Below are 15,398 nucleotides of genomic sequence, written 5' to 3' on the forward strand. Positions count from 1 at the left end.
ATCCGTATATTAAGTTATATTATTCATAAATTATTCGGGTTCTGGGGGTAAGTTCATGAAGTTTCGTCGAAGCGGCAGATTGGTGGACTTAACAAATTATTTGTTAGCCCACCCGCACGTACTAGTACCTTTAACTTTTTTTGCAGAACGATATCAATCTGCAAAGTCCTCCATTAGTGAAGACTTAACGATTATCAAACAGACCTTCGAACAGCAGGGAATCGGCACATTGCTTACTGTACCTGGCGCTGCTGGCGGAGTGAAATATATTCCAAAAATTCACCTAAAAGAAGCAGATGACGTAGTAAACGATATCGGAGAGGCATTATCAACTCCTGAACGTGTACTTCCTGGCGGTTATTTATATTTAACCGATGTTTTAGGCAATCCATCGATTCTTGCGAAAATCGGTAAGCTGTTTGCGACCATCTTTGCGGACCGTGCGATTGATGTCGTCATGACCGTTGCGACAAAGGGGATTCCGATTGCCTATTCTGTTGCGGGTTATTTAAATGTGCCTGTTGTGATCGTTAGAAAAGATAATAAGGTAACCGAAGGATCAACTGTCAGTATTAATTATGCGTCAGGTTCTTCTAACCGAATTCAAACCATGTCCCTTGCAAAGCGCAGCTTAGATAAAGGCTCCAATGTGTTGATCATTGATGACTTTATGAAAGCGGGCGGAACCATTAACGGCATGATGAATTTGCTTGAGGAATTTAATGCAAATGTTGCAGGGATCGGTGTTCTTTTAGAAGATGAAGGCGTAGATGAACGTCTTGTCGATGAATATGTCTCGTTGTTAAAGCTTTCAACTATTGATATGAAACAAAAAATCATTGAGATCAATGAAGGCAATTTCCACGAGTTTTTTCATTCGAAAGCGTAAGCTTTGATCAAACATGTATTTGAATGGGAGAGATTGATATGACAAAAGTTGTTCAAACCAAACATGCACCAGCAGCCATTGGACCTTACTCTCAAGGAATTATTGTCAATAACATGTTTTACAGCTCAGGGCAGATTCCATTAACCCCAGCTGGAGATTTTGTTAATGGAGATATTAAAGAACAAACACATCAAGTATTCCGTAATCTTGAGGCTGTTCTTGAAGCAGCAGGTGCTTCCTTTGAAACAGTCGTGAAAGCTACTGTTTTCATCAAAGATATGGAACAATTCGCTGAAGTGAATGAAGTGTACGGTGAGTATTTCCATACACATAAGCCAGCTCGTTCATGCGTGGAAGTGGCAAGACTTCCAAAAGATGCGCTTGTAGAAATAGAAGTAGTTGCACTAGTAAAATAAACAGGCACTCTCGATGAAAGCCGTTTGGTTTCATCATATGCAGGGAAAGACATCATCATGATGTCTTTTTTCATGCTGAGGATGTAAGCGCCGTCACGAATATGACAAATAATGTATAAATATCCCGATATTTCAAAAAAAGTTTAAAAAAAGAGCAGGAGAATCACCACGATCGTTGAATACCTAAGTAATGCTTTTATATTGGGAAAAGGTGGTGAACTACTGTGGAAGTTACTGACGTAAGATTACGCCGCGTGAATACCGATGGTCGCATGAGGGCGATTGCATCCATCACGCTGGACCACGAATTTGTTGTTCATGATATTCGTGTGATTGATGGAAACAATGGGTTGTTTGTTGCAATGCCTAGCAAACGCACGCCTGATGGAGAGTTTCGCGATATTGCACATCCAATTAATTCAAGCACTCGGGGTAAAATCCAAGATGCTGTATTAAATGAATATCATCGCTTAGGCGAAGAGGAAGAAACAATTGAATATGAAGAAGCTGGAGCTTCTTAATCATACTTAAACCTAAAAAGACGGCTTTAAGAGAAAATGAATGTTTTCTTTTAAATGCTGTCTTTTTTGCGTTCTTTCTCTTGTTTCTTAAGTCTTTCATCTGTTAGAAAATTATTGTACTTCCTTTTGTATCCTTGAAATCAGTCTTTATTTAGGATATATTTTTCTATGGATAATAGGGATATTGGAGGCCAATCAATGGATAAGCGGTTCGCAGTGATTTTAGCAGCGGGAAAAGGAACGAGAATGAAGTCGAAGCTATATAAAGTACTTCATCCAGTTTGCGGAAAGCCAATGGTCGAGCATGTGGCAGATGAAGCGTTAAAGCTTTCTTTAGCCAAGCTAGTGACGATTGTCGGTCATGGAGCAGAGGACGTTAAAGAGCAGCTTGGAGACAGAAGTGAGTATGCACTTCAAGAAGAACAGCTGGGAACAGCTCATGCCGTCAAACAAGCAAAGTCGTTCCTCGCGCAGGAAAAGGGAACAACCATTGTCATTTGTGGTGATACGCCATTATTGACAGCGGAAACAATGGAAGCCATGTTAAGCGAGCATCAAAAACATCAAGCGAAAGTCACTATTTTAACAGCACATGCGGATGATCCGACAGGCTATGGCCGAATTATTCGTGACGAAACAGGTGCTGTCGTAAAAATTGTGGAGCATAAAGATGCGAACGATGCAGAGCGTCAAGTGAATGAAATTAATACAGGGACTTATTGCTTTTCAAATGAAGATCTCTTCCGTGTGATTGAGCAAGTGTCGAATGAAAATGCACAGGGTGAATACTACTTGCCAGACGTCATTGAAATTTTAAAAAATGAAGGGCAAACAGTTGCAGCTTATCAAACACCACATTTTGAAGAAACACTTGGAGTTAATGACCGTATCGCTCTATCACAAGCAGAGCAATTCATGAAGCGACGTATTAATTATCAGCATATGAAGAATGGTGTGACCTTGATTGATCCTGAGAACACGTATATTTCGCCAGATGCTGTCATCGGTGAAGATACAGTTATTTATCCTGGGACGGTCATCAAAGGGAATGTAAAAATCGGTGCAGACGCCACTATTGGGCCAAACACTGAAATTGTTGACAGCATCATCGGAGATCGAACAGTCATTAAGCAATCTGTCGTCTGCGATAGTGAGGTTGGAGTTGATGTGACAATTGGACCGTTTGCTCATATTCGCCCGTTGTCGAAAATTGGCGATGAAGTGAAAATCGGGAATTTCGTCGAAATCAAGAAAACAGTTTTCGGAGACCGCAGCAAAGCATCTCATTTAAGCTACATTGGAGACGCAGAGGTCGGAACTGATGTAAACCTTGGCTGTGGTTCCATTACAGTCAACTATGATGGGAAAAACAAATTCTTAACGAAGATTGAAGACGGCGCCTTTATTGGTTGTAATTCAAATCTCGTTGCACCAGTCACTGTCGGAAAAGGGGCATATGTTGCAGCCGGTTCAACGGTTACAGAAGATGTACCGCAGGATGCATTGTCTATTGCTAGAGCAAGACAAGTCAATAAAGAAGATTATGTGAAAAATATTCATAAAAAATAATCCAAATACCCGGAGGTTTACCATGTCTAATCGTTATGCTGATGCGAATTTAAAGATTTTCTCTTTGAATTCAAACCCTGAACTTGCCAAAGAAATTGCCGATCGTATCGGAGTTGATGTAGGAAAGAGCTCTGTTAAACGCTTTAGTGACGGTGAAGTCCAAATCAATATTGAAGAAAGTATCCGCGGCTGTGATTGTTATGTTATTCAATCAACAAGTGCGCCAGTCAATGAGCATATTATGGAACTGCTCATTATGGTGGATGCGCTCAAACGCGCTTCTGCGAAAACTGTCAATATTGTGATCCCTTATTATGGATATGCACGTCAAGACCGTAAGGCAAAACCTCGTGAGCCTATCACTGCGAAGCTTTTTGCAAACTTGCTTGAAACAGCAGGTGCTACACGTGTGATTGCACTTGATCTTCATGCGCCGCAAATCCAAGGTTTCTTTGATATTCCAATCGATAACTTAATGGCTGTGCCAATCTTAACAAACTATTTCGAACAGAAGAACTTGAATGATATCGTTGTTGTGTCTCCTGACCACGGTGGTGTGACACGCGCGCGTAAAATGGCAGACCGTCTGAAAGCGCCAATCGCAATTATCGACAAACGCCGTCCGAAGCCAAACGTTGCTGAAGTCATGAACATTATTGGTAACATTGAAGGCAAAACGGCTATTCTGATCGATGATATCATTGATACAGCTGGTACCATTACACTTGCAGCAAATGCGCTAGTCGAAAATGGAGCAGCTGAAGTCTATGCTTGCTGTACGCACCCAGTATTGTCTGGACCAGCAGTAGAACGCATCACAAACTCTAAAATTAAAGAATTAGTTGTGACAAACAGTATTCAATTAACTGATGACAAGAAAGTTGGAAAATTCATTCCGCTTTCAGTTGGGCCTTTGCTTGCAGAAGCCATCATCCGTGTACATGAAGAAGAATCTGTGAGCTACCTTTTCAGCTAATTTTATTATGGAAAAGGCCCTAGGCATCAGCTTAGGGTCTTTTTGCTTTCATCAATCACAGGCAAACATGTTTAAAATGATTCGGTTATGGGTAATTATGAGAGTAGTGACAAAAAAGAAATAGGATGGTGCTGAATATGGCAACTTTAAAAGCAAATAAAAGAACTGATTTCAAACGTTCCACACTGCAAAAAATCCGTCATTCAGGACACGTTCCTGGTGTCATATACGGAAAAAATACAGACAGCCTGGCTGTTTCATTAGACAGCATCGATTTATTAAAAACCTTACGTGATGAAGGGAAGAATACAATCATTACCTTAGACGTGGGTGGTGAAACGAAATCTGTGATGGTGACAGAGTTACAAACAGACCCGCTGAAAAACGAACTTGTCCATGCTGATTTCCAAGTCGTTGACTTACAGCGTGAAATTGACGCGGATGTACCAGTGCAGCTGATTGGCGAGTCTAAAGGGGTAAAAGATGGCGGTGTGCTTCAGCAGCCACTATTTGAACTATCTGTTACAGCGAAACCAAAAGATATCCCGCAGAATATTGAAGCTGATATTACAAACTTAGAAGTCAATGATGTCTTAACAGTTGCTGATCTGCCTGTTCAGTCATCTTATCAAATCAATAACGACCCAGAAGAAGTCGTTGCATCCATTCTGCCGCCTCAGCAATCAGAGGTTCCTGAGCCAGATAGCGAAGAGGAGCCGCAAGAACCTGAGGCTATTAAAGAAAAGGATGACGATGGAGAATAACTGGTCATTTAGAGACGTAACCCTCCCGCGGTTGCGTCTTTTGTGCTAGAATGAAAAGAATTCATACGTTTTACATGAGGCAATCTGATTGGCTCATTTTTTAGGCGTGTGCTTTGTGATAAAGGAGGTTATTGGTTTCATGATTGCATTCGTTGGATTAGGTAATCCAGGAAAAGAATATGAAAAAACAAGACATAATGTCGGGTTTATGACAATAGATGAACTATCGAAAAAATGGGACATTCCTTTAAATCAATCAAAATTCCATGGACAATTTGGAACTGGGTTTGTTTCGGGGCAAAAGGTTCTACTTGTAAAGCCGCTTACATATATGAACTTATCAGGAGAATGTGTGCGTCCGCTGATGGACTATTACGATATTCCCCTTGAACATTTGAAAGTGATCTATGATGATCTTGATTTGCCAACTGGCCGAATTCGCTTACGTACAAAAGGAAGTGCAGGCGGGCATAATGGAATCAAATCATTGATTCAGCATTTAGGTTCACCTGAATTTGACCGATTCCGTATCGGCATTGGACGTCCTCAAAATGGCATGAAGGTCGTTGATTACGTACTAGGACGTTTCTCAGAAGAGGAACAGCCTGACATCGCATCAGCCATTCAATCGTCTGTCGAGGCCTGTGAAGCGGCTTTAAAAAAGCCATTTTTAGAAGTGATGAATGATTTTAACAAGAAGGTATAAGAATGATAAGCAAAGCACATACTGATCATAAAATCTCAGCATGGGAGGATCACGTATGGCTTTGCATTATTACTGCCGCCACTGTGGTGTAAAGGTTGGCAGTCTAGATGAATCCGCTGTCCAAAGTGAAGCACTTGGATTTCATCACTTAACAAATGAGGAAAGAAACGATATGATTTCTTATAGGGAAAATGGTGATTTACATGTACAAACCATTTGTGAGGATTGCCAAGAGGCGCTCGAAAGAAATCCTGATTACCATCAGTATCATACTTTTATTCAATAAAAAAGCTTTGGTGTAGATATTAGACCAAAGCGTTTTTCTGTTTTAAACAAACAGGGAGGAGGAGCCAAATGAAAAACATACAATCATTTATCAAACAAAGTGATGATTTTCAGTCTATTTTTAATGGACTAAAGGAAGGGTTAAAAGAACAGCTGCTTGCCGGACTATCAGGCTCCGTCAGATCTTTATTTACAGCCGCGATATCAGACGAACTGAAGCGGCCAATGTTTATTGTGACTCACAATTTATATCAGGCACAGAAGGTAACAGATGATCTAGCAAGTGTGATGCCGGATCGCTCGGTTCTTCTTTATCCTGTCAATGAGCTTATCGCCTCAGAAATTGCAGTGGCAAGCCCTGAGCTGAGAGCACAGCGTTTAGATGTCCTGAACCGGCTTGCGAATGGAGAAAACCCCATTATCGTCACTCCCGCTGCTGCGGTGCGCAGGATGCTTCCACCAGTTGAGCTCTGGAAGGAGAGTCAGATCCATTTAAAGATCGGTGAAGAAATTGATTTGGAGGCGTTTTCAAAACAGCTCGTACAAATTGGTTATGACCGGACGTCAATGGTTGCAGCGCCCGGAGATTTTAGTGTGCGCGGAGGAATCATCGACATCTATGCGTTAACGGAAGATCATCCAATCCGTATTGAACTGTTTGATACAGAAGTAGACTCGATTCGAACGTTTCATTCGGATACACAGCGTTCATTAGAAACCCTTCAAGAAATTAAAATAGGTCCTGCAAAAGAGCTGATTGTGAGAGGTCCTGAACGAGTGAGAGCCATTGAACAGCTTGATCAAGGGCTGGCGAAGAGCTTAAAGAAATTCAACTCAGATCAGCAAAAAGAGCTGCTTCATCAAAATATTTCTGCTGACCGCGAGAAGCTGCTAGAAGGCATCGTGACACAGGAAATGACGAAGTACCTAGCCTATTTCTATGAAAAGCCTGCTAGTTTGCTAGATTACACATCGCAGGATACGATTATTATTTTAGATGAAATCAGCAGAATTCAGGAGATGGAAGAACAGCTTGAACAGGAAGAAGCCGATTGGACAATTAGTCTGCTTGAAGAAGGGAATATTCTTCATGATTTATCTCTTTCTTTCCCGTTCCAAGAACTGATCAATCAGCAATCAAGGTCCATTCTGTACTACTCCTTGTTCCTGAGACATGTCCAGCAGACAAATCCGCAAAATATCGTCAATGTATCTAGTAAGCAAATGCAGAATTTCCACGGGCAGATGAATGTGCTGGCGAGTGAAATTGAACGCTATAAAAAACAGCAATACACGGTTGTCTTCTTAGGTGCGGATGAAGAGCGGACAGAAAAGCTATCGTCTGTTCTGCATGATTATGACATTGAAGCTGCTCTTGCTAAACCGGACGCTGAACTTGTGAGCGGACAGGTGTATATTTTACAAGGTGAGCTGCAAACAGGCTTTGAACTGCCGTTATCAAAAATTGCTGTGATCACAGAAGGTGAACTCTTCAAGAAACGTGTGAAAAAGCAGGCACGTAAGCAAAAGCTGACCAATGCAGAGCGAATCAAGAGCTATTCAGAGCTTCAAGTCGGCGATTATGTGGTGCACATTAACCACGGGATCGGTAAATATTTAGGAATTGAAACGCTTGAAATCGGCGGCATTCATAAAGATTATTTAAATATTCATTATCAAGGAAGCGACAAGCTTTATGTACCGGTCGAACAAATTGATCAGGTCCAGAAATATGTAGGATCAGAAGGTAAAGAACCAAAGCTGTACAAACTTGGCGGCAGCGATTGGAAACGCGTGAAGAAAAAAGTTGAAACATCTGTACAGGACATCGCAGATGATCTGATTAAGCTGTACGCAGAACGCGAGGCTAGCAAAGGATATGCCTTCTCGCCTGACCATGAGATGCAGCGCCAGTTTGAATCTGCATTCCCTTACCAGGAAACAGATGATCAAATCCGTTCGATTCACGAAATTAAGCAGGATATGGAGCGGGAACGTCCTATGGACCGCTTGCTTTGTGGAGATGTGGGTTACGGAAAAACAGAGGTGGCTATTCGTGCGGCCTTCAAAGCGATTGCTGACGGGAAGCAGGTAGCCCTGCTAGTTCCGACAACTATCTTAGCGCAGCAGCATTTTGACACAATCATGGACCGATTCCAAGACTACCCTGTCAAAATCGCGCAGCTGAGCCGTTTCCGTACAAGAAAAGAAACAACTGAAACGTTAAAAGGGCTGAAAAACGGGACGATCGATATGGTCATCGGCACACACCGTCTTCTTTCAAAAGACATCGTCTACAAGGATTTAGGGCTGTTGATCATTGATGAGGAACAGCGTTTTGGTGTGACGCATAAAGAGAAAATTAAGCAGATGAAAGCCAATATCGATGTACTGACATTAACGGCTACGCCAATTCCCCGTACGCTTCATATGTCCATGCTTGGTGTGCGGGATTTATCGGTTATTGAAACACCGCCTGAAAACCGATTCCCTGTTCAAACCTATGTGGTTGAGTACAACGGCGCTTTAGTCAGAGAAGCAATTGAGCGAGAATTAGCACGCGGCGGTCAAGTGTACTTCCTTTACAACCGTGTTGAAGATATCGAACGAAAAGCAGACGAAATCTCTATGCTAGTCCCAGATGCAAAAGTTAGTTATGCGCACGGGAAAATGAGTGAGAACGAGCTGGAATCAGTGATGATCAATTTCCTTGAAGGTGAATCAGATGTATTGGTCAGTACCACCATCATTGAAACGGGAGTCGATATTCCAAATGTGAACACACTCATCGTCCACGATGCTGATAAAATGGGGCTTTCTCAGCTGTACCAGCTAAGAGGACGAGTCGGGCGTTCGAACCGTGTCGCTTATGCTTACTTCACGTATCGAAAAGATAAAGTTCTTTCTGAAGTTGCAGAGAAAAGACTTCAAGCCATTAAAGAATTCACAGAGCTTGGATCTGGGTTTAAAATTGCGATGCGTGATTTAACGATTCGAGGAGCAGGGAACTTACTTGGGGCTCAGCAGCATGGCTTCATTGATTCGGTTGGATTCGACCTCTATTCTCAAATGCTGAAAGAAGCCATTGAGGAAAGAAGAGGCGATACAACGGCTCAAGATAAATTCGAGCCAGAAATTGATCTGCAAATTGATGCGTACATCCCAGACACTTATATTTCGGATGGCAAGCAGAAGATTGAGATGTATAAACAGTTCAGAGCAATTGGATCGATTGAAGAGCGAAAAGAGCTTCAGGATGAAATGATCGACCGATTTGGTGAATATCCGCAAGAAGTGGCAGACTTGTTTACGATTGCGACAATGAAGGTGTACGCTGTCCAGGAACGTGTCGAGCTGATCAAGATGGAGAAAGGCATTGTCAGAATGACCCTTGATGAGCAAGCAAGCAGTGAAATCGACGGTCAAAAATTATTTGAGCTCGGCAGTAAATATGGACGTGAAATTGGGTTGGGAATGGAAGGCAGCAAGCTGATTATTTCTGTCCAAACGAAAGGCAAGAAAACGGAGGAATGGCTTGAGGTTGTTCTTAATATGCTTCGAGGCCTTCAAGATGTGAAAAAAGAAACCATTCCATCTTCATAAAATTTTGTTTGTCTCTCGTGTATATTACGTTTGATGTGACGGATACTAAACTCAGGGTCAAGTGGTGAATGTTGCATAAAGTGGACGCTTTTGTTCCATTCACCCAACACATCATCAAACGAAAGAGAGGCAGCAGTGAATGAAAGCAACTGGAATTGTACGCCGTATCGATGATCTAGGTAGAGTGGTTATTCCGAAGGAGATTCGCAGAACATTGCGCATCCGGGAAGGAGATCCGCTTGAGATTTTCGTCGACCGCGATGGAGAAGTGATTTTGAAGAAGTATTCGCCGATTAGTGAGCTAGGAGACTTTGCGAAGGAATATGCTGATGCATTATTCGACAGTTTGGGTCATTCCATCCTGATCTGTGATCGAGATACGTATATTGCTGTATCCGGCAGTTCGAAAAAAGAGTACTTAAACAAATCGATCAGTGATTTACTTGAACGAACAATGGATCAGCGTAATTCTGTTTTAGAAGAAAGCAAAAAAGAAATTCAACTTGTCGATGGTATTGATGATGACGTATCTGCTTATACCATTGCACCTATTGTTGCAAACGGAGATCCGATTGGCGCCGTCGTCTTATTTTCTAAAGAGCGTTCAATGGGAGAAGTGGAGCATAAAGCGGCAGAAACGGCAGCTGGCTTCTTAGCCCGTCAAATGGAACATTAGGTCTAATAACTCTATATCATTTTGATAAAACGAAAAAATGCCGATGAAATCATTTGATTTTGTCGGTTTTTTATATGGGATGAAACAAATCGGGACATGTGCCGTCTACTCCTTAGAAAGAAACGGCTTTTCATTCACGTATGATATAATGAGTTCGTTTAACTGTAGATCTATTTTAAAGGAGTCATCCATGAAAAATGCTGTGAATCAGCCGCATTGGCTTTTCCAGGGTGCGGTGATTTTGACCATCGCAGGCCTGTTATCAAAGGTACTAAGTGCCGTTTACCGTGTCCCGTTTCAAAACATCGTAGGGGACACAGGGTTTTATATTTATCAGCAGGTATATCCTTTCCTTGGTATTGCCATCATGCTTGGTACAACAGGTTTTCCTGTCATGGTGTCCAAGCTTCTGAGTGAGCATGGGGAAGAGAATCGACAGATCATTACAAGGGTATCCTTGGTATATATCACTTTACTGAGCTTGGTCTTATTTCTTTGTCTTTACATAGGAGCAGGCACAATGGCGAGCCTTATGGCAGATAGTCAATTAATTCTGCTCATCCAGATGAGTGCTTTTGTGTTTCTATTTCTGCCGCTCACTGTGATGCTGAGGGGAGTTTTTCAGAGTGACGGTCTGATGCTTCCGACGGCTGTTTCTCAATTGGTTGAGCAGTTCATCAGGGTAGGCGTCCTGCTTGTTTTATCCTTTTATTTCGTGAGACACGGCTATTCGCTTTATGAAACAGGGGCGGGTGCGGTGTTCTCTTCTATCGCGGGAAGTGCGGCGTCGCTCATTTTGCTTCTTTTCCTTTGGTTGACCTATCGAAAACCGTCTGCTGCAAGTATGTCAGGCAAACAGGCGACACTTCGAAAAAAAGATATTTTGAAGAGTTTGGTGCTGTATACATTGACGATTTGTGTCAGCGGTTTGCTTATTTTATGGATGCAAATGATTGATGCTTTTCATCTGTATGCGTTGCTGCGCAGTGAGGGTCTCAGTGAAGCGGCGGCAAAGGCGGCAAAAGGTGTGTATGACCGAGGTCAGCCGTTCTTGCAGCTAGGGACGGTGTTTGCCATCAGCATCGGAACCTCTCTTGTGCCATTTTTATCGGCAGCCATGAGGAATGGGGAGCATGAAACGATACGGCAAAAAGTGCGGTCATCGGTTAAGACCACGTCGGTATTAGGGATTGGGTCAGCTGTTGGGCTGATTTGTATTTTATCACCAGTAAATACAATGCTTTTTCGTAATGATTTAGGCACAGATGCCCTGCAAATATTCTGTATATCGATTGCGTTTACGTCGATTGCCATTACGCAGGCGGCTTTACTGCAAGGGCTCGGACATACTGTGTATCCCGCTGTTGTGGTGATCATCAGCGTGCTGGTGAAATGGATTCTAACGATTGCGCTTGTTCCGTTATTTGGCATCCACGGTGCCGCATGGTCAACTGTATGTGGTTTTCTCACAGCAGCCGTGCTCAATGCTGTTTATTTGAAGCATAAAGGATGGATTTCATTGAGAGAGCTATTCCCAGTGAAAATTCTTTTATCAGCTGCCTTCATGGCTGTGGTCTTAATGGGATATCAGGCTTTGTTTTCCTGGGTAATCCCTTTTGAAAAACGTCCGTTTTCCGTTTTAGAGAGCCTGACATCAGTTTTTATTGGTGGTTTCGCCTTTTTATATAGTATTCTTAAGCTAGAAGTATTCACGGAAGAGGAATGGAGACTCATTCCATTAGGAAAAAAGATTTTATATTTTAAACAGATGAGAGGGAATCAAAATGGCAGGTAAGATTACCGTCGTCGGTCTCGGGGCAGGCGACATGGATCAGCTGACGCTCGGTGTATATAAGCAGCTGAAGCAGGCGAAAGAAGTATATATGAGAACGCAGGACCATCCGCTTACCGCAGAGTTAATGCAGGAGGTCCCATCTCTCACCTTTTTTGATGAAATTTATGAAAAGCACGATCAGTTTGATCAGGTGTATCAGGAAATTACCGAAATATTATTTGCAGAGGCAGCGGAAAAAGACATTGTGTACGCAGTACCTGGTCATCCATTTGTGGCAGAAAAGACCGTACAGCTGCTCGTCGCCGGGCAGAAAGAGCGCGGGATTGAGGTGTCTGTCGCTGGTGGACAAAGCTTTTTAGATGCGACATTCAACTCCTTGCAGATTGACCCCATCGAAGGATTACAATTCGTTGATGCAGGGGATATGAGAGCGGATGATCTGAAATTAACCCAGCACGTCCTGATTTGTCAGGTATATGATCAGATGACAGCATCAAATGTGAAGCTCACGCTGATGGAAAAGCTCCCTGACGATTATGAAGTTTATATTGTGACTGCAGCTGGAAGCAGTCAGGAACAGATTACTGCCGTTCCTTTATTTGAACTTGATCGAGATGTGTCGATAAATAACTTAACAAGTGTTTATGTTCCTCCGATTCAAGAGGAACATCTGCTTTATCAACAATTTGACACCTTCCGTGACGTCATACGTACATTAAGAGGTCCGGGCGGCTGTCCATGGGATCAAAAACAAACCAATGAATCACTCAAACCATATTTAATTGAAGAATGCTATGAGCTGCTTGAAGCGATAGATGAAGATGACCCAGATCATATGGTGGAAGAGCTTGGCGATGTGCTGCTACAGGTGCTACTTCACGCTCAAATTGGCGAAGATGACGGTTATTTCTCAATCGATGACGTCATTCAGCATGTCACAGAAAAAATGATTCGGCGACATCCCCATGTGTTTGGTGACACGAATGTTTCTGAGGCAGCAGATGTGGTGGCCAACTGGGAAAAAATCAAGCAGCAGGAGAAGCCAGAGCGGACCGGTTCTATTTTGCAATCGATTCCGGCGACACTTCCAGCATTAACAAAGGCATATAAACTCCAAAAGAAAGCCGCCAAGGTAGGCTTTGATTGGACAGATGTTCAAGATATTTGGAACAAATACGAAGAAGAAAAGCAGGAATTTCTTGTTGAAGTGGCAGAGAAGACGGACGAAGGTGCAACGAAGCAGATGAAAGATGAATTTGGAGATCTTTTGTTTGTTCTCGTCAATATTGGACGGTTCTATCACCTAGAGCCTGAAACGGCGCTCGCTTCTGCCAACACAAAATTCATGCGGCGCTTTAAGCATATCGAACAAAAAGCAAAGGACATGGGACGTTCACTAGATGACTTAACGCTAGAGGAAATGGACGATCTATGGAACGATGCGAAACGTATAGAAAGAGGTGAACATACATGAGACTAGATAAGTTTTTAAAAGTGTCCCGTTTAATTAAAAGAAGAACATTGGCAAAGGAAGTAGCTGATCAAGGCAGGATTTCTATTAACGGAACACAGGCGAAAGCAAGCTCTGACGTGAAAGAAGGAGATGAGCTGCAAATCCGCTTTGGTCAAAAGCTAGTGACTGTTCAAGTCAACGAGTTAAAGGACACGACGAAAAAAGAAGAAGCGGCTGGCATGTATACTGTGCTAAAAGAAGAAAAAACAGCAGAATAGGGCTTGTTCTAAATGACCCTCTTATCACATACAATGCAGTAACATGCAAGTATGAGATATGGGGGATGTATAAATGAATCAATATTATAATCAACCTCAAGGCACGAAGCTGTCATCAGACGCGGAGCACAATGTCACAATGCGAAACAGAAAGCATTTAGATATCACTGGTGTCAAACAAGTGGAAAGCTTTGATAGTGAGGAATTTCTGCTGGAGACGGTCATGGGGATTCTCGCCATCCGCGGAGAAAATCTGCAAATGAAGAACCTAGACGTCGAAAAGGGCGTTGTGTCGATCAAAGGGCGTGTCTTTGATTTAATCTATGTTGATGAGCAGCACGGGGAGAAAGCTAAAGGATTTTTTAGCAAGCTGTTTAAATGACGCTGACAGTCCAGTTTTATACGATGCTTTCCATGGCGGCGATGGGCATCTGGCTGGGCGCATCGCTTGATACGTACAAGCTGTTTGTGAACCGGGAAAAAACAGCAAAATGGCTTTTGGCTATACACGATCTCCTTTTTTGGATGGTGCAGGGTCTCTTATTCTTTTACGTCCTGCTGCTGACAAATGAGGGAGAATTCAGGCTTTATATTTTTCTAGCCGTTGCTCTAGGTTTCTCGATGTATCAGGCATTGATGAAACAGCTGTATCTCAAGATTCTCAAGTTTATCATGATGTGTGTATATCAGACCGTTCTCTTCCTGAAAAGGCTGGTCATGACGATTGTCTTCCAACCGATCCGCTGGATGATCACATTGGTCATAAGTGCTATTCTGTTCTTGCTCCACTCGCTCTTACGTCTAGTTCGTTTTACGTTTCGGCTCGTGTGGAAGGTGCTGTCGATTGTTTGTTATCCGCTCATCTGGTTACTCAATGTGACCATTATTCATCGGATTCCCGAAAAATGGCTAACATCAATGAGATTGTTTTTCTCAAAAGGAGCAGGAATTTTACAAGGGGCCAAGAAATTATCTGGTACCATCAAAACGAAATGGAAACAATTCTGGACAAAGTAAGAGAGGAGGCCTTCAACCTTGAACAAGAGAAAAAGAAATATCGCACAAATTCAAAATGATTACCAAAAACAAATGGAACAGCAAGCACAGCGCTTAAAACGCAAACGTCGCGGACTCCTTAGAAGGCTTACCGTGTTTGGTGTGATCGTGCTCATGTTTGCTGTCTTGGTGACAAGTGCCCTCTGGTCGCAATCGTCTTCACTAAAGGAAAAAGAAGAGAAGAAGGTTGCGCTCGAAAAAGAGTTGAAGCAATTACAAACAAAGCAGGAAGATATTTCTGATGAAATTAAGAAGCTGAAAAGCAAGGAATACGTACTCGAACTGGCACGACGGGACTATTATATGTCCAAAAAAGGCGAAAAAATCTTTGATGTGGGCAATAAGAGCGATTAGCCTTGTTGACACTTAAAATTCAGTTTATGTATAATTGAACAAATGAGATTTTTTTAT

General features: G+C 42.4%; 16 protein-coding genes. All 16 read left to right on the forward strand.

The features are described 5' to 3' along the window. The first annotated feature begins 55 nt into the window (after window positions 1-55). The 16 genes from purR (at window position 56) to ACN6NB_RS00305 (ending at window position 15,341) form a co-directional block, all read left to right on the forward strand. On the forward strand, window positions 56-889 hold the full coding sequence (purR, locus tag ACN6NB_RS00230) for a pur operon repressor (RefSeq protein ID WP_024425638.1): 834 nt from the start codon (window positions 56-58) through the stop codon (window positions 887-889). Between the two features lie 38 nt (window positions 890-927). Continuing rightward, complete coding sequence (gene ridA / locus ACN6NB_RS00235; protein ID WP_024425639.1) at window positions 928-1,305, forward strand: 2-iminobutanoate/2-iminopropanoate deaminase; 378 nt, start codon at window positions 928-930, stop codon at window positions 1,303-1,305. Between the two features lie 224 nt (window positions 1,306-1,529). Continuing rightward, the gene (spoVG, locus tag ACN6NB_RS00240) at window positions 1,530-1,826 is read left to right on the forward strand and encodes a septation regulator SpoVG (RefSeq protein WP_008357439.1); all 297 of its coding nucleotides are present in this window, start codon (window positions 1,530-1,532) and stop codon (window positions 1,824-1,826) included. A gap of 198 nt (window positions 1,827-2,024) precedes the next feature. Next, window positions 2,025-3,395 (forward strand): bifunctional UDP-N-acetylglucosamine diphosphorylase/glucosamine-1-phosphate N-acetyltransferase GlmU, encoded by a 1,371-nt coding sequence (gene glmU / locus ACN6NB_RS00245; protein ID WP_144490962.1) that lies wholly within the window; start codon window positions 2,025-2,027, stop codon window positions 3,393-3,395. 22 nt (window positions 3,396-3,417) lie between these two features. Next, window positions 3,418-4,371, forward strand: a complete 954-nt coding sequence (locus ACN6NB_RS00250) for a ribose-phosphate diphosphokinase (RefSeq protein WP_024425641.1) — start codon at window positions 3,418-3,420, stop codon at window positions 4,369-4,371. A 137-nt stretch (window positions 4,372-4,508) separates the two neighbouring features. Further along, the gene (locus ACN6NB_RS00255) at window positions 4,509-5,135 is read left to right on the forward strand and encodes a 50S ribosomal protein L25/general stress protein Ctc (RefSeq protein WP_039175914.1); all 627 of its coding nucleotides are present in this window, start codon (window positions 4,509-4,511) and stop codon (window positions 5,133-5,135) included. A gap of 139 nt (window positions 5,136-5,274) precedes the next feature. Beyond that, window positions 5,275-5,841 carry an aminoacyl-tRNA hydrolase gene (pth, locus tag ACN6NB_RS00260; protein WP_024425643.1) on the forward strand — a complete coding sequence of 189 codons (567 nt, stop codon included), beginning with the start codon at window positions 5,275-5,277 and terminating at the stop codon, window positions 5,839-5,841. A 55-nt stretch (window positions 5,842-5,896) separates the two neighbouring features. After that, window positions 5,897-6,127 (forward strand): anti-sigma-F factor Fin family protein, encoded by a 231-nt coding sequence (locus ACN6NB_RS00265; protein WP_003217967.1) that lies wholly within the window; start codon window positions 5,897-5,899, stop codon window positions 6,125-6,127. Window positions 6,128-6,195: 68 nt separating this feature from the next. Beyond that, window positions 6,196-9,729 carry a transcription-repair coupling factor gene (gene mfd / locus ACN6NB_RS00270; protein WP_039175917.1) on the forward strand — a complete coding sequence of 1,178 codons (3,534 nt, stop codon included), beginning with the start codon at window positions 6,196-6,198 and terminating at the stop codon, window positions 9,727-9,729. Between the two features lie 139 nt (window positions 9,730-9,868). Continuing rightward, on the forward strand, window positions 9,869-10,405 hold the full coding sequence (spoVT, locus tag ACN6NB_RS00275; protein WP_003217990.1) for a stage V sporulation protein T: 537 nt from the start codon (window positions 9,869-9,871) through the stop codon (window positions 10,403-10,405). 190 nt (window positions 10,406-10,595) lie between these two features. Then, the gene (locus ACN6NB_RS00280) at window positions 10,596-12,200 is read left to right on the forward strand and encodes a putative polysaccharide biosynthesis protein (RefSeq protein WP_126681982.1); all 1,605 of its coding nucleotides are present in this window, start codon (window positions 10,596-10,598) and stop codon (window positions 12,198-12,200) included. Next, window positions 12,190-13,674 (forward strand): bifunctional methyltransferase/pyrophosphohydrolase YabN, encoded by a 1,485-nt coding sequence (yabN, locus tag ACN6NB_RS00285; protein WP_474253174.1) that lies wholly within the window; start codon window positions 12,190-12,192, stop codon window positions 13,672-13,674. The genes ACN6NB_RS00280 and yabN overlap by 11 nt, the downstream gene beginning before the upstream one ends. Continuing rightward, window positions 13,671-13,931 (forward strand): RNA-binding S4 domain-containing protein, encoded by a 261-nt coding sequence (locus tag ACN6NB_RS00290; protein WP_008341839.1) that lies wholly within the window; start codon window positions 13,671-13,673, stop codon window positions 13,929-13,931. Before yabN ends, ACN6NB_RS00290 begins: the two co-directional genes overlap by 4 nt. Before the next feature lie 73 nt (window positions 13,932-14,004). Beyond that, window positions 14,005-14,313, forward strand: a complete 309-nt coding sequence (gene yabP, locus ACN6NB_RS00295; protein ID WP_024425646.1) for a sporulation protein YabP — start codon at window positions 14,005-14,007, stop codon at window positions 14,311-14,313. Then, a complete protein-coding gene (yabQ, locus tag ACN6NB_RS00300) occupies window positions 14,310-14,948 on the forward strand; it encodes a spore cortex biosynthesis protein YabQ (RefSeq protein ID WP_474253175.1) in 639 nt (212 codons plus the stop codon). Before yabP ends, yabQ begins: the two co-directional genes overlap by 4 nt. 18 nt (window positions 14,949-14,966) lie before the next feature. Continuing rightward, on the forward strand, window positions 14,967-15,341 hold the full coding sequence (locus tag ACN6NB_RS00305; protein ID WP_003217952.1) for an FtsB family cell division protein: 375 nt from the start codon (window positions 14,967-14,969) through the stop codon (window positions 15,339-15,341). Window positions 15,342-15,398 lie beyond the last annotated feature (57 nt).

The sequence above is a fragment of the Bacillus sp. 11B20 genome (genome assembly GCF_056098985.1).

Coding starts and splice junctions, on each gene's coding strand:
- ridA (WP_024425639.1), top strand. CDS start 928: ATGACAAAAGTTGTTCAAACCAAACATGCACCAGCAGCCATTGGACCT.
- ACN6NB_RS00290 (WP_008341839.1), top strand. CDS start 13,671: ATGAGACTAGATAAGTTTTTAAAAGTGTCCCGTTTAATTAAAAGAAGA.
- ACN6NB_RS00250 (WP_024425641.1), top strand. CDS start 3,418: ATGTCTAATCGTTATGCTGATGCGAATTTAAAGATTTTCTCTTTGAAT.
- ACN6NB_RS00280 (WP_126681982.1), top strand. CDS start 10,596: ATGAAAAATGCTGTGAATCAGCCGCATTGGCTTTTCCAGGGTGCGGTG.
- purR (WP_024425638.1), top strand. CDS start 56: ATGAAGTTTCGTCGAAGCGGCAGATTGGTGGACTTAACAAATTATTTG.
- yabP (WP_024425646.1), top strand. CDS start 14,005: ATGAATCAATATTATAATCAACCTCAAGGCACGAAGCTGTCATCAGAC.
- yabN (WP_474253174.1), top strand. CDS start 12,190: ATGGCAGGTAAGATTACCGTCGTCGGTCTCGGGGCAGGCGACATGGAT.
- ACN6NB_RS00255 (WP_039175914.1), top strand. CDS start 4,509: ATGGCAACTTTAAAAGCAAATAAAAGAACTGATTTCAAACGTTCCACA.
- mfd (WP_039175917.1), top strand. CDS start 6,196: ATGAAAAACATACAATCATTTATCAAACAAAGTGATGATTTTCAGTCT.
- pth (WP_024425643.1), top strand. CDS start 5,275: ATGATTGCATTCGTTGGATTAGGTAATCCAGGAAAAGAATATGAAAAA.
- spoVT (WP_003217990.1), top strand. CDS start 9,869: ATGAAAGCAACTGGAATTGTACGCCGTATCGATGATCTAGGTAGAGTG.
- ACN6NB_RS00265 (WP_003217967.1), top strand. CDS start 5,897: ATGGCTTTGCATTATTACTGCCGCCACTGTGGTGTAAAGGTTGGCAGT.
- glmU (WP_144490962.1), top strand. CDS start 2,025: ATGGATAAGCGGTTCGCAGTGATTTTAGCAGCGGGAAAAGGAACGAGA.
- yabQ (WP_474253175.1), top strand. CDS start 14,310: ATGACGCTGACAGTCCAGTTTTATACGATGCTTTCCATGGCGGCGATG.